Origin of the sequence: Emticicia aquatica, from assembly GCF_923079645.1 — a bacterium.
In the GTDB taxonomy this organism is placed as follows: Bacteria; Bacteroidota; Bacteroidia; order Cytophagales; family Spirosomataceae; genus Emticicia; species Emticicia aquatica.
In genome coordinates this window covers 1-14764 of sequence record NZ_CAKLPY010000006.1, presented here as the reverse complement: position 1 = coordinate 14764, position 14764 = coordinate 1, and the positions used below count along the sequence as shown (strand labels likewise).

Sequence of the window (14764 nt, the reverse complement as noted above, 5' to 3'; positions counted from 1 at the left end):
TCGTCACTAACCAATAATATACTTTCCAATGAATGTATTTCATGATAATAGTCCAAAATACAGGTTATTGGCTATTTTGAAAGATTTGCTCGAACGCCCCTACCATCATACGCGTAAGATGTTAGCCACTAAATATGGCGTAAATCCTGATACTATAAAAAAAGATTTCAACGAACTCCGTGATGCCGATTTTATGGTAAAACCCGATGAAAAACATCGTTATGCAATTGTGCCGAACAAATCAATGGAGTTTTTGGAAGATGTTTTGTTTTTTACGGAAGCCGAAAAAGATTTTTTGCTTGATGCACTCGTAAAAGCAAATGCCAGCGACCGACGTTTGGAAAAGATTCGGGAAAAACTCGAAACAACTTATGATGTGTCGAAGCTGGGTAGTAGTTTGTTTTCAAAAACATTTCTGACAAAGGCCAATTTGCTCGAACAAGCCAAGCAGCAAAAAAGAGTGGTGAAGCTTATCAATTATCGTTCGACCAATAGTAGCGATGTAACCGACCGCATGGTTGAGCCTTTTTCGGTAAGCACAAAAGAAGATATTCTGCACGCCTTTGATACTGATAAACAGGTAATTAGGCATTTCCGAATTTCGAGAATTGAGCGTGTAGAGCTGCAAAAACTCGACTGGGCTTATGAAACTCGGCATTATGTAACGGCAACCGACCCTTTCAGAATTGTGAACGACCGCCAAGTGCGAGTACATATCAAACTAAAAGTTGGTGGCTATAACGAACTCACTGAACGTTTTCCATTGACACAAGCATATTTACAACCGTCTGCCGATGAAGCGGGAGTTTTTGACTTTGAATGCAAAGTAAATGAACGTTTTTTCGGACTGACCAATTTTATTTTGGGCTATCACGAGCACATCATCGAGATTGTAGAACCCGAAAGCCTCATTGAGCATATAAAAGCCCACATTGGCAGAATAAATTTTTTAGAAAATTAAGGGGTGGGGCATATAATGCCCCCTCTGAGGAGTAATATTTGACACGTAAATATCAAACAACCAATGAAGTTATGAATATCACCTTTGATTTTTCTTCTGAAATAACGGATTTGTCTTTTTCAGTTCCTCAAATGCAGCCATGAGTTTTGGCATAAGTAAATTTTCAATTTCTTGACTTCGTTCGGTAGATAAAGTTTTACCTTTAATGTTGTCGAAGCAGCTATCGTCAAAAACGATTGAAGTGTTAGAGTTTTCTTTTTTTGAGTATAGTCTGAAAATATCCATATTATTCGTAAAAAAAGTAAAGAGTTTAATTATAAAAAAATGATAGAATAGGTGCGATTGGGGTTTGTTTAAGAAACAAACAAAATAACTAAATTTCAATTCCATTCTCTATCATCTTTTACAAAGATATGATATATTGAAAATATTCACAAATAAAATAACTAATGGTATATTTATTTTATTAAATTTGAAAAAAATATAAACGTATGAGTTTAGATACAGTATTAAAAATTGGAAATGCTTTTAGAAAATCTGATAATGGATTGAAGTATTTCAAGTACATTAAAAATTGTCCATTGGATAATGATAAAAATGTTGTTTTTCGACTGAATTTGCCTGTAAAAGAAGATTTTAGCTTTGATTTTGATAATATTTCAATTATTGATGATGAAAACATTATAGGAACAAAAATAACAGATACCAAATTGTATCAATTAGATTTTAAGATGTCGGATAATGACACTTCTCCTAAAAAATTTCTTTGGGGAGATGTCCATTATGAAGTAATTGAGGGAAAAGAATTAAGATATAAAACTGAATTGGGTGATAAAGATAACAATAGTTCTTTTGATAATTGGATTACATTTTATGATAAAAAAATCAAAGAAGAATTTGAAAAAATATCAAAAAAAATTGCTGACTTAGAAGCTAATAAAAAAGATTTCTCCGAAAAAGAGGCAGAATTAGATAAGCTTAAAAGTAATGCGATTTATAAATTTCATAATCATGAGGTGATTGCTACATTTAGAAAAAGCTATGAAACACAGAGGTTACAAATTGAAACACTTCTATATAATGCACTTGCAATTGAAAAGAAATTAAGGGCTAATAATTTGAAAGAAATCAACTTGGGTAACGTTGAAAGTTTAAAATCTGAGACTGTTAAAATTATTTTTGAACAATTTAATACAGATACTAATGGTAAAAAGAAATTACTTAAAGTTATATCAGATAATAATATAACTACTGAAGAATTGAGTTGGGAATTGATAAAAGATAATGATAAATATCAAGAGAACTTATTGAGTCTCAGAAGCTGTAATTGTTTTTTGCATTTTGATTTTTCAGCGACAGCATTAAATAAAAAATACTGGTATGAAGCCAATGAAATTCTTGATATTATTTATGAAATATTTATTGATGCTTTTGCTGAAAAAGTAAAAATTGATGAAAATACAGAGAAATATGTCTTTAATAAAACACTTTATAAAACACTTTGCTCAGGCGATGGAAAAAATGACATTCAATTTCCTGGTTTTTCTAATGCAAAAAAATATAAATCAGGTGCTTTTGATAAAGGAGAAGTGAGCGATTTATTTTATGCTATTGATTATGCAAGTAGAGGTTTTGGAGTGGAAGATATAAAGATTATCATTTTACCTCTTGGAGAAAACTTAGTAGCAAAAGATTATGATGAGTTTTCAAAAGATATGCGAAGTAAACGTGAGGATAGTATAAATAATAAAAATAATGCTTCCGACGATTTACTATTTATTATGAATGAAGGTGAAAATTATACGGATTGCGAAAATATAGTAAAGTTTGATGTGATTTTTACTAAAAAAGGGGGAGCAACTTCGCCAGATGTTGATTTAATTGAACTCTCAGGAATTCAAAAAAGTAGTCTAAAAATTATAAAAAATCGCATTAAAGAAATTGGAAGCGAAATTTTTAATAAAAGAAAACGAGAGCTATCTTATGTCAAAGAAGAATTAAAAATGATAAACACAACTTGGGCATTTTCTAATATTCTCGGCATTGGGCAAACAGATAACAAAGGCGATGTGAAATTTAAAACAAATGCCAAATACCAATCTCATTTATTAAAAACCTTGCCAAAAATATATTCGGCAACGTATCATCAGGATGATTTATTGCTACCTCGTTTTATTGAAAACACGGAGTATTCTGTAAGACAAGGAGATAACAAGTATAATTTTTTGAAATACGATTTTGAATTTTTATCATCAATACAAAATACAAATATTTATAAATTTAATTATATGAAAATACTAAATTCTTATAGCTACAAAATGGGCTTACTCTTAGGAGATATGGCTCGTAACTTTGCAGGGGAAAGCTCTCCTATAAAGTCATTTGAAAAAAATTATGTTGGAAATCTTACTCGTCGCATTGGAAGATTGGAAGATTTCATTGACTTCAAAAATGATATTGAGCAAAAGCTCATTATGCACGAAAAGGTCAATTATACAAGAAAAATCAGTACAGATTTGGCTGAGCTTATCAAAGAATACCAAGGCTCTTATGATAAAAATGAATGTGCTTTTGGCTTTTTTGAAAGTTATTTCAAAATTAATAGAAAGCGAACTCTTGACGAAGATTTAAAGCTTTTGATTGATAAACACAAAGACAACAAAGAGCAATCCGAAGCAATTTCAAATCTTCAAAATTTACTTATTTCATTAGAAAGTGAAACTCAAATATAAATTCATTAATACTTAAAAATCAACACATTATGTCAATAATAACAGAAAAGTCTGAAATTCTATTTTTGTACGAAAGTACCTATTCAATTCCTAATGGAGACCCGTTCACTGGTGAACAACGTTATGATGAAGAAACCAAAAAGATTTTGGTTAGTGATGTGCGTATTAAGCGTTTTATACGTGATTTTCTTCTAAGTAATGGGGAGAGAGTTTTTGTTTGGAATGATAAATCAAATATTGAAGGTAATGAAAGTGGTGCTGCTGGTCGTGTCAAATCTTTGAAAAAGGAATTTGCAAATAATGAAATTGTAATGAAAGAAGTAAAAAAAGGTGCAAAAACTGAAAAAGTAATTGACACATTAAAATTGTTAACTCAATGTATTGATGTGCGTTTATTTGGCGGTATTTCAACCGAAGAAGGCGATGCTGTAAATTTAACAGGCCCTGTTCAATTCAGTTTATTAAGCCCATCTTTGAATGAAGTTGATATGCGTATGCACCAAAACACATCTCAATTTGTATCAAAAGGAGGAAATCAACAAGGTGCAATAGGAACGACTACTATAGTTCCCTATGCACTCGTTCAAATTCATGGTTGGATTAACCCTAAGTCAGCAATTCACACCAGTTTGAGACAAGATGATGTAAAAATAATGTTTAATGCTTTGTGGAATAGCATCAATGATGCAAATACTCGTACCAAAAGCAATCAAAATGCCATGTTATTAATTCAAATAGTATATGCTGCAAATAATAGCAAAATATATGGTGCAGATAGATTAATAAAGTTAAATAAAGGCGATAAAAGAGGCGAACAATTAAGAAGCTCAGAAGATTTTACACTTAATCTTGATTCATTGATTGAAAAAGCAAGTTTGGAAAAAGTTCAAGAAATACGTTATTATACAGAAGATGAAAGTATCAAAAAAGCGTTGAATAATAAACCAAAATTTGTAGAAATGTCAATTTAATTTCAAAATATGCAAGCAATACAGATAATTGTGAAAGGAAATTGGGGGCATTTCAAGCGACCAGAAACCAATAATAATCCTTTAACACATGATTTCATTACCAAAACAGCTTTAATTGGTATGATTGGTGCAGTTTTGGGCTACGAAAGAGAGGAAATGAAAAGTTTATTTCCTCAACTTTCTGACGACCTTTTATATGGCGTAGAATTGTTACAACCTGTAAAAAAGATTTCTTGGGGTTTTACAAGTCGTACAGCTTTTAAGCCTTGGGAAAGTGGCACACCTAAATATTTTGAGTTTCTAAAAAATCCTTCATTTAAGATTTTAATAGCTTTGAAAGAAGATAATAAATCTGCGGCAATTTTCACTCAATTTATGAATGCAATAAAGCAAGAAGAAGCATTTTTTACACCTGTTTTGGGTTGGCATAATTGCCCTGCTGATTTGAGTTGGAATTCAGAAGGAAGCGTTCAATATTTTCAAGAAAAAGGCAAAAAGATTGAAATGAAGTGCTTTGTTTCTAATCAGCATGCTATAAAAATGGAAGGTACTGAAATTTTCAGATTAGGTTTTGAAAACATACCTACTTATCAAAATAATGATTTTTGGAATTTGCCTGAACGTTACGAAAAAGTCATTTATCCAGATGCTGGAAACGCTATAAAAGTAGAAGGTGCTTTTTATCAATATTCACAAAACAACGAAAAGGAAACATGGTGGTTGATTTAAGTGAATTTAAATCACATAGGCATAAGGAATTAACTGTACATACGCAAGGTGTAATGGATAATACGATGCAGCTAACTTCGTCTGCTTTAGCGAAGTTGGCTGCAATATTTCATGATTTAGGGAAATTAAATCCAAATTTTCAAGATAAACTTTTTGCACGTCTGCCAAAAGGCTATGGAAACCATGCTTATTTATCAGCATTTGGTATTTTTTCTTTTTATTGGACTAACCAACCTTGGCTTAAAAAGTATCTTGGAGAGCAAGATTTTAATTATAAATTTTTAGCCTTAATCGTGATTATCGCAAAACATCATGGCAATTTACCAAACTTTGATATTCCACTTGGTGGCGAAGGAAGTAATGAATGTAAACAACTATTTGAGTTTTTAGAAACTAATACGTTACCAATTAATGAATTTATAAAACACTTTGAAGCAAGTATTAGTGAGTTTAGTTTTCTAAAAAATGTGAATCAGCAGAAAAGTTTCACAACTTTTGGCTTTTCTAATTTTAAGTCAAAACATAGTGATACTCTACGTTATTTTTTATCAACGCAATTTGACTTTTCTTGCTTAATACAAGCTGATAAAACAGATGCAGGTGATTATCAATTAGATAGAGATTCTGTAAGTATATTTTGTCAATCCTATAAAGAAAAGTTATCTGTTTATTTAGAAACTTTGAAAGAACGAAAAGGTGGAAATATAGAACTCAATACTTTACGTACTCAAATTCGTTTGGAAGCAAACATAAATTTGAAAACGCATTTGAAAAAAGGAGAACGGGTTTTTGCTTTGACTTCGCCAACAGGTTCAGGCAAAACTTTGATGTTACTTTCTTTGGCAGGAACAATTATAGAAGAAACTAAACAATCATTGCGTTGTATTTATGCTATCCCATTTTTATCTATCACAGAACAAGTTGAAAATGAGTGTTTAACAATATTTGGAAATGAGTTTGTACAACGTATTGATAGTAAATCAGAAAACAGCGAATTTCAAAAACTGCAAGAAGAAGCTGACAAAGGTTTAGATGTTGATAAAGACATGATTACTTCCTTTTTTAAAGAAGATATTTTTGCTTATCCTTTTGTCATTACGACTTTTGTCCGTTTTTTTGAAACAATAATGAGCAATAGAAATGCAACGTTACTAAAATTGCCGAGTTTTTCAAATTGTATTTTTTTGATTGACGAAATTCAATCATTACCGCCACGTTTATATAGTTTTTTTGTTGCATACTTAGACGCCTTTTGCAAAGCACATAATAGTTATGCAATTGTTTCGACTGCAACGATGCCAAATTTTACTATTCCAAATGGTGAAGCAAAACAGCTTTTTGAGCCTTTTTCTTATAAAAATCCGTCAGAATTATTGAGTTGTGATTATTTTAAACATCACTTATTTAATCGTTATACTATTTTTCAAGAAAAAGAAATTATAGAATTAGCCGTTTTAAAAGAAAAAATTATCGATGAAAATTCGTCAGTTTTGATTATCTTAAATACGATTGATGACAGCAAAGATTTGTACAAATTACTTTCAGAGCATTTTTCAAATAAAGAACTTTACTTACTCAATACGCACTTCACACCAAATGATAGAAAAGAAAAAATAGCGATTGCAAAAGATAGATTAAATAAGAATGAAAAAATTATTTTAATTAGTACCCAATTGATTGAGGCGGGCGTTGATATTGATTTTCCTTTACTTTATCGAGATATGGCTATACTTCCAAGTATTATCCAATCGGCAGGGCGTTGTAATAGAAATGGGAAATTGGAAAAAAGTAGAGTTGTATTATTTAATCTTCTCAATAGAGAAAAGGTCAGAGCAGAATTGATTTACAGAGGAAAAGATAAGTTTTTGCTGAACAATACAACACAGGCATTACAAGAAAATGAATATTCAGAAACAGCACTTTTTGAGGTACAGAAATATTATTTTAATCAAATTAATCAAAAAATACTCTTTGGCGAACATGAGCAAAAGAAACCCGAAGTTCAACTTAATTTTGTTAAAGATATTCAAGCCGTTAATTTTGAAAAAATCGGCAAATTTAGACTAATTGATGAAGATTTTTATGGGGAAGAATTTAGATGTTATATTAGTAAAGATGAAAAAGATGATATGTTTGACCAATTGTTAGAGAAAAATAAGGAATTAAAGTACATTTTAGCAACTGATGGCAAAAATTACGCAAAAGTAAAACTCAAAAAAATAGAAATAGAGAATCACTTGAAACAAATGTCTGGACAAATTTTGCAAATTCGTTTGAAAAAAGGGCAAATAAAACCCTTATTTTTAAATGAGCATTTTGATTTATTTGAAATAAGTCATCAATCTTATTCATTTGAAGAAGGAATAGAACTCGGAAGTAATAACCAAATATTATAATTTCTTATCAAAATGTATTATATTTACCATGAAAATTGAAAATATAATTTACAGATTTCATGGAAATAATAAGAAATATAGAGCCGTTGTTGGCAGAATATCTGACAATTTTTCCTGTGGTGGGCATCATTGGGCCTCGCCAAGTTGGTAAAACTACGTTGGCTAAGGCTTTGGCAAAAAATCAGCCGATTCATTACCTTGATTTAGAGTCGGCGGCTGACCGGCAGAAATTGTCTGACCCAGTGTTGTATTTGCAAAATCATCAAGATAAGCTCATTATTTTAGATGAAATTCAACAAATGCCGCAACTAATGGCTGAACTTAGGGGCATTATAGATGCTGATAGACGAGTAGGTCGCTTTATTATTTTGGGTTCGGCTTCGCCAACACTGATTAAAAAAAGTGCAGATTCTCTCGCAGGTAGAATTGGTTATATCGAACTGCCATCTTTTACGCTCCATGAAGTTGGCAACGAAAATGAAACCAAACTTTGGCACAGAGGTGGTTTTCCGCTTGCTTATTTAGCTGGCTCGGATAGAGGAAGTATGATTTGGCGTAAAAACTTTATCAAAACCTATATCGAAAAAGATTTGGCTTTGTTGGGGCTAAGTGCCGAACCACAAACGATTGAGCGTTTTTGGCGAATGTTGGCGAGTGTTCACGGCAATTTGTGGAATTCGGAAAGTATTGGTCGCTCAATGGGTTTGACACACCCAACAATCAATCGGTATTTGGATTTAATGGAAGGGGCGTTTTTGGTTCGTCGGCTACAACCTTACTTTGTTAATATTCCGAAACGCTTGGTAAAATCACCCAAGGTTTATTTGCGTGATAGTGGTATTCTGCACGCTTTCAAAGATATTATTCAAGAAAAAAACCTGCTCGACGACCCACAAGTTGGTGCATCGTGGGAGGGTTTTGTGATTGAGCAAATCATCGAAGAAATGCAAAATATATTAATTGATGCTAAACCATATTTTTATAGAACCCAACAAGGTGCAGAATGCGATTTGATTTTGGAGCATAACAACCAAGTGAAGGCAGCAATCGAAATTAAATTTAGTTTAGCCCCACAAATCAGTAAAGGATTTAGAATAACAATGGCAGATACGAATGCCCAAGAAGGTTTTATAATTGCAAAAACTAATGAAACGTATAAAGTAGAAGCAAATATTACGGTAACATCACTCAGCAAGTTTTTGACGGATTTTTTACCAAAATTATAGATGAATATCAACGCTACTCTTATCAATTATCTGCATTTATGCCACCGCAAGCTATGGCTGCACGCCCACGCAATACGCATGGAACATACATCTGATATTGTGGCTGAAGGCAAATTGCTTGGTGAAACGAGCTACCCGCAAAGAGCAGATAAAAACCAAGAACTCGAGATTTCAGCCGAAGTTTTTACTGATAAAGGTTTTGTGACTTGCACCGCAAAGATTGATTTTTTTGATGCGATTCGGGGCGTGGTTTACGAAACCAAGAAATCTGCCGCTAAAGAGTTGGCTCATGTGGCACAAGTGCAGTTTTATTTGTATTTGTTGCGTAAAAACAATGTCATGGCTCATTACGGGCAAATTGAGTACCCGAAATTACGTCAAACTGAACGAGTGGAATTGAATGAAGAAGACGAGAAAAAAATAGAAAGTTCGATTTTGAGAGCGACCGAGATTATTTCGCTCGAAAGTTGTCCTCCTACCCTACCCAAATCAAAATGTAGTAAATGTTCCTATTTTGATTTTTGTTGGAGCGGAGAAGAATAATGATACAGCGTACAAGATTTGAAAACAGTATTTAATACTATTTTAACGGATGCATTGTAGGAATATTTAAGACTGTTGGCACTTTTAAAAGAATGAAAAAAACGTACTATTTGTTTAACCCTGGTCGACTGAGTCGGCAAGATAATACGCTGCGGTTTTTGCCTGTTGATGAAAATGGCAATGAAGGGCAAGCCCGCTATTTACCCGTTGAGACAATTGATAATATTTATTGTTTTGGTTCGCTGGATGCCAATTCGGCGATGTATAATTTTCTGGGAAAACACTATATTTCAGTACATTTCTTTGATTATTATGAGCATTATACGGGTTCGTTTATGCCAAAAGAGTATTTGCTGGCGGGCAAAATGCAGGTTGAACAAACAAAGTATTATTTGTCAAATAAAAAGCGGATAGTAGTTGCTCAGAAATTTGTGCAAGGAGGAGCAAATAATATGTTGAAGAATCTGCAATATTATCAAAATAGACAAAAAGAAGTAGGAAAGCAAATTTCGGCGATTCAGAATTATATACTAAAAATTGGAGATTCTACCCAAATTGATGAGCTAATGGGTTTAGAGGGAAATATTCGTCAGACTTACTACGAAGCTTACGATGTAATAATCAATGATTTTTCGATGGGAAACCGCACCAAACAACCACCCAATAATGAAGTAAATGCCTTGATTTCGTTTGGAAATATGATGTGTTATACGCTGTGTCTCGATCAGATTTATCATACACAACTCAATCCAACAATAAGTTTTCTGCACGAACCAGGTTACAGACGTTATTCGTTGGCTCTTGATTTGGCCGAAATTTTTAAACCCATTTTAGTTGACCGCACGATATTTAGTTTGCTAAACAAAAAGCAGATTCAAGCCTCTGATTTCAGACAAGAACTCAATCGTTGTGTGATGAAAGATTCGGCACGGAAGACCTTTGCACAGGCTTTTGAAGATAAATTAAAGGAAACGTTTAAGCATAGGAGTTTAGGGCGAAATGTTAGCTATAAGCATTTGGTGAAGTTGGAATGTTATAAACTGAGCAAACATTTGCTTGGGATTGAAGAATATAAGCCTTTTAAGATGAATTGGTAGTTTCGACTGCTTCGGCTGACCAATCCGCTCAACTACCGAATGCTGAATTATCTCGATTATTGAATCTCAAATAAAATAGTTACTCAATGTATATAATTCTTGTTTACGATATTGCGTCGGCAAATGGTGGAGAAAAAAGGGTTGGTAAGATGCTAAAACATTGCCGAAAATACTTAAATTGGATTCAGAATTCGGTTTTTGAGGGAGAAATAACCGAAGTAAAATTAAAAGAAATGCTTTATATTGCTCGAAAAATTATGAATGAAGAAACAGACAGCATCATTATTTTTAAAAGCCGAGATGAACGATGGCTTGATAAAGAAGTGATAGGTGTAGAACGTATGATGACTAATAATTTTTTGTAATATGTTGTCGAACTTAAAAATTTCATAAAATATTGTTCTTTAACATCATGGAAAACAATAAAAATAGATATAAATCATTGATAATCAGCAGTCGTCGAACTCCCAGTAAAAACCTATTATTGAAGTTCGACGATTTTTTTGCTTGTTTTTGGGTACAAAAACCGCTTTCTTTGCATCTGCAAGGCCGTTTTTCAAACGGACTCCAATCGCACCTTTATGGAATTGAAACGTAACGGAGTTTAGTACAACGGTCGTATTATTATAGGACTCCAATCGCACCTTTATGGAATTGAAACGTTGCAAGCCCTATCTTTTCACCTACAACAGCCACACTCCAATCGCACCTTTATGGAATTGAAACGTTGCTTATAAATTTAATGAAGATAGTGGGCTTAGAACTCCAATCGCACCTTTATGGAATTGAAACATCAGTAACAATAGCAGAGATGAGTCTATCAATGTTACTCCAATCGCACCTTTATGGAATTGAAACAAGAGATAGGGGAAAATACATTGGTTTTTTACGATACTCCAATCGCACCTTTATGGAATTGAAACAACAGTATGCAACTCAATATTTTGGAATCAACCGTAACTCCAATCGCACCTTTATGGAATTGAAACGCTACTGAAGGTCACAAAAACTTCACTCGACCTTCACACTCCAATCGCACCTTTATGGAATTGAAACGTTTGTTCGTGTGGTGTGGTTGTAGCCTTCAACTCCACTCCAATCGCACCTTTATGGAATTGAAACGTCAGGACTTGTTACTGTCTCACCTAATCGAATTGTACTCCAATCGCACCTTTATGGAATTGAAACTTAATTATGAATCTGCTGAAAAAGCAAGATTGTATCACTCCAATCGCACCTTTATGGAATTGAAACGTAATAAATTTATTTCCGATATAGAATCTGAAAAAACTCCAATCGCACCTTTATGGAATTGAAACACAATGGCAAAGACGATGAGCAAGTTAAAAAGGCACACTCCAATCGCACCTTTATGGAATTGAAACTCTTATACTCGACGAAATGACATTTGAGCAAAAGGACTCCAATCGCACCTTTATGGAATTGAAACAACTTTTTCTACCTCCAAAACCATCATTAAAGGCTGACTCCAATCGCACCTTTATGGAATTGAAACTCGAAAAAGACTTGGATACGCTCGAAAAGCGAATTTACTCCAATCGCACCTTTATGGAATTGAAACGCTTCAAAAGCTAATTTTAATAAAAGTTTTGCTTTACTCCAATCGCACCTTTATGGAATTGAAACAACACGATGATAGTTTTCCTAACGCATGGAAGTTGTACTCCAATCGCACCTTTATGGAATTGAAACTATTTTCCACTTTATTTTATTGAAAATCGTAAATGACTCCAATCGCACCTTTATGGAATTGAAACCAAGCAGCACAAAGGCTGAATGGGTATAAACTAAAAACTCCAATCGCACCTTTATGGAATTGAAACTGGATTAGGGTCAAAATCTAATGAGCCTAAACCCGAACTCCAATCGCACCTTTATGGAATTGAAACACCACATACACGGAAAATTTTGAGTATTACGGCAATACTCCAATCGCACCTTTATGGAATTGAAACTTTACTCGTTTCCACGCTATACAAATGGCGAAGGTACTCCAATCGCACCTTTATGGAATTGAAACATTCAAAGAAATAAGTTAAGCAATAGAACAACAACTCCAATCGCACCTTTATGGAATTGAAACTTGTTCGCACTTTGAAATCATTACATTACCAAACTCACTCCAATCGCACCTTTATGGAATTGAAACAAGGTAGCGGTAGAAATTACGAAGGTGGTAAGACAGACTCCAATCGCACCTTTATGGAATTGAAACGAAGTATTTTGCCATATTCGTGTAGCCCCTACAATTACTCCAATCGCACCTTTATGGAATTGAAACAATGGAGAATAAACACTTTTTAATTATGAATGATATTACTCCAATCGCACCTTTATGGAATTGAAACATTGATTCATTAGGTACGTTTTTTATTAATTGCACGACTCCAATCGCACCTTTATGGAATTGAAACAATTTGTCAATTATTTGTCAAGAAATGGTAGAGTAACTCCAATCGCACCTTTATGGAATTGAAACTATGCTCTCATGGATAATATGCAGCTCAACGAATTAACTCCAATCGCACCTTTATGGAATTGAAACTTTAAAAACCTAAACAATTTATCTATGAAAAAACTTACTCCAATCGCACCTTTATGGAATTGAAACACGGTCATCAACCGTTTTCCCATACAACTCTTTGTTACTCCAATCGCACCTTTATGGAATTGAAACTGTGTAAAGCGTTCTTAAAACCTGCACGTCTCGCATACTCCAATCGCACCTTTATGGAATTGAAACAGTGCTTTAGAAAAAGAATTGAGATTAGAGATTGAAACTCCAATCGCACCTTTATGGAATTGAAACAATACATCGAAGCTAAATTCAAGCACACTATTACGCACTCCAATCGCACCTTTATGGAATTGAAACTTTGCACCACCAAGACCGCTTGTAATTGAAAAATTAACTCCAATCGCACCTTTATGGAATTGAAACTAAATCGAATCATAATGAGTATGCACAATAACCCTACTCCAATCGCACCTTTATGGAATTGAAACGACTTTTCACTTCCTGAAGGCAAGTATGTTATTATGACTCCAATCGCACCTTTATGGAATTGAAACATAACATTATCATTGAAATAATAACTGCCAAAACGAACTCCAATCGCACCTTTATGGAATTGAAACCCGCTAGTTTCGGGTGAAACAGCAGGTAGAATATTTACTCCAATCGCACCTTTATGGAATTGAAACAAGGCTATTCCCATCCATCCCTCACAACCTCGTTTAACTCCAATCGCACCTTTATGGAATTGAAACAGTTGACGGCAATTCTAGCGTTCCGATATCACGTTGACTCCAATCGCACCTTTATGGAATTGAAATATCATGCTTTTGCAGTAAGTGTTGTTGTTTGCTCACTCCAATCGCACCTTTATGGAATTGAAATATAAACGACAGTCTTTATGAAAGTATAAATTCAAGAACTCCAATCGCACCTTTATGGAATTGAAATAAGTTCTTGCATCTTTTTAGCGTTCAATCCTTCATTACTCCAATCGCACCTTTATGGAATTGAAATAACAATTTTAAGTTTACAATGCACAAAGATGGAAATACTCCAATCGCACCTTTATGGAATTGAAATCACAAAACCCACAAAGTGTTGATAATCAGCTAAATTACTCCAATCGCACCTTTATGGAATTGAAATAGCCCTGAAACGGAGGAGTTAATTGTTGATATTTTACTCCAATCGCACCTTTATGGAATTGAAATAGTGATAAGGAGATGGCGGATTTGAAGTTGAGTGTGACTCCAATCGCACCTTTATGGAATTGAAATAAACTTGGAAAATTGAACAGCTAATTTTAGCAGGATACTCCAATCGCACCTTTATGGAATTGAAATCTTCTTTGATAGCCAAAGTATCGGCTTCTGTGCAAGACTCCAATCGCACCTTTATGGAATTGAAATTTGATGCCTGTCAAGAAGCTCTCAAAAATTGCGTAACTCCAATCGCACCTTTATGGAATTGAAATGATGCTATTTTAGCCTGTAAAAAACCTGTAGTCGGACTCCAATCGCACCTTTATGGAATTGAAATACAATTTTTCTGCAATTTGTTCTTGGAATTT

General features: G+C 33.6%; 10 protein-coding genes and 1 CRISPR repeat array. Of the genes, 9 read left to right on the top strand and 1 reads right to left on the bottom strand.

The window, feature by feature from the left end; genetic code table 11:
- Positions 1-28: 28 nt before the first annotated feature.
- Positions 29-961, top strand: coding sequence for a helix-turn-helix transcriptional regulator (locus MJQ71_RS19290; protein ID WP_238808576.1), 933 nt, complete (start codon positions 29-31; stop codon positions 959-961).
- A gap of 78 nt (positions 962-1039) precedes the next feature.
- On the opposite strand, the gene MJQ71_RS19285 is transcribed toward MJQ71_RS19290, so the two are convergent.
- Complete coding sequence (locus MJQ71_RS19285; protein ID WP_238808575.1) at positions 1040-1246, bottom strand: hypothetical protein; 207 nt, start codon at positions 1244-1246, stop codon at positions 1040-1042.
- Between the two features lie 332 nt (positions 1247-1578).
- Between MJQ71_RS19285 and MJQ71_RS19280 the strand changes: the two genes are divergently transcribed.
- From MJQ71_RS19280 to cas2, 8 genes are all read left to right on the top strand, one after another.
- Positions 1579-3693, top strand: a complete 2115-nt coding sequence (locus MJQ71_RS19280) for a hypothetical protein (protein WP_238808574.1) — start codon at positions 1579-1581, stop codon at positions 3691-3693.
- Positions 3694-3722: 29 nt separating this feature from the next.
- Positions 3723-4664, top strand: a complete 942-nt coding sequence (cas7b, locus tag MJQ71_RS19275; RefSeq protein ID WP_238808573.1) for a type I-B CRISPR-associated protein Cas7/Csh2 — start codon at positions 3723-3725, stop codon at positions 4662-4664.
- Positions 4665-4673: 9 nt separating this feature from the next.
- Positions 4674-5393: a CRISPR-associated protein Cas5 gene (cas5, locus tag MJQ71_RS19270; RefSeq protein ID WP_238808572.1), complete on the top strand. Its 720-nt coding sequence runs from the start codon at positions 4674-4676 to the stop codon at positions 5391-5393.
- Entirely contained in the window at positions 5378-7789 is a 2412-nt protein-coding gene (gene cas3 / locus MJQ71_RS19265) for a CRISPR-associated helicase Cas3' (protein WP_238808571.1), read from the top strand. Before cas5 ends, cas3 begins: the two co-directional genes overlap by 16 nt.
- A 59-nt stretch (positions 7790-7848) precedes the next feature.
- The gene (locus MJQ71_RS19260) at positions 7849-9015 is read left to right on the top strand and encodes an ATP-binding protein (protein ID WP_238808570.1); all 1167 of its coding nucleotides are present in this window, start codon (positions 7849-7851) and stop codon (positions 9013-9015) included.
- Positions 9016-9558, top strand: coding sequence for a CRISPR-associated protein Cas4 (gene cas4, locus MJQ71_RS19255; protein ID WP_238808569.1), 543 nt, complete (start codon positions 9016-9018; stop codon positions 9556-9558).
- Between the two features lie 92 nt (positions 9559-9650).
- Positions 9651-10655, top strand: coding sequence for a type I-B CRISPR-associated endonuclease Cas1b (gene cas1b, locus MJQ71_RS19250; RefSeq protein ID WP_238808568.1), 1005 nt, complete (start codon positions 9651-9653; stop codon positions 10653-10655).
- 86 nt (positions 10656-10741) lie between these two features.
- Positions 10742-11020, top strand: a complete 279-nt coding sequence (gene cas2, locus MJQ71_RS19245; protein ID WP_238808567.1) for a CRISPR-associated endonuclease Cas2 — start codon at positions 10742-10744, stop codon at positions 11018-11020.
- A 199-nt stretch (positions 11021-11219) separates the two neighbouring features.
- Positions 11220-14733: direct repeats of the CRISPR family, unit length 30 nt; unit sequence ACTCCAATCGCACCTTTATGGAATTGAAAC.
- Between the last annotated feature and the right edge of the window lie 31 nt (positions 14734-14764).

Bases quoted from the DNA above. Each gene is read 5' to 3' on its own strand.
- MJQ71_RS19290 (WP_238808576.1), top strand. From the start codon at position 29: ATGAATGTATTTCATGATAATAGTCCAAAATACAGGTTATTGGCTATT.
- MJQ71_RS19285 (WP_238808575.1), bottom strand. From the start codon at position 1,246: ATGGATATTTTCAGACTATACTCAAAAAAAGAAAACTCTAACACTTCA.
- cas7b (WP_238808573.1), top strand. From the start codon at position 3,723: ATGTCAATAATAACAGAAAAGTCTGAAATTCTATTTTTGTACGAAAGT.
- cas5 (WP_238808572.1), top strand. From the start codon at position 4,674: ATGCAAGCAATACAGATAATTGTGAAAGGAAATTGGGGGCATTTCAAG.
- cas3 (WP_238808571.1), top strand. From the start codon at position 5,378: ATGGTGGTTGATTTAAGTGAATTTAAATCACATAGGCATAAGGAATTA.
- MJQ71_RS19260 (WP_238808570.1), top strand. From the start codon at position 7,849: ATGGAAATAATAAGAAATATAGAGCCGTTGTTGGCAGAATATCTGACA.
- cas4 (WP_238808569.1), top strand. From the start codon at position 9,016: ATGAATATCAACGCTACTCTTATCAATTATCTGCATTTATGCCACCGC.
- cas1b (WP_238808568.1), top strand. From the start codon at position 9,651: ATGAAAAAAACGTACTATTTGTTTAACCCTGGTCGACTGAGTCGGCAA.
- cas2 (WP_238808567.1), top strand. From the start codon at position 10,742: ATGTATATAATTCTTGTTTACGATATTGCGTCGGCAAATGGTGGAGAA.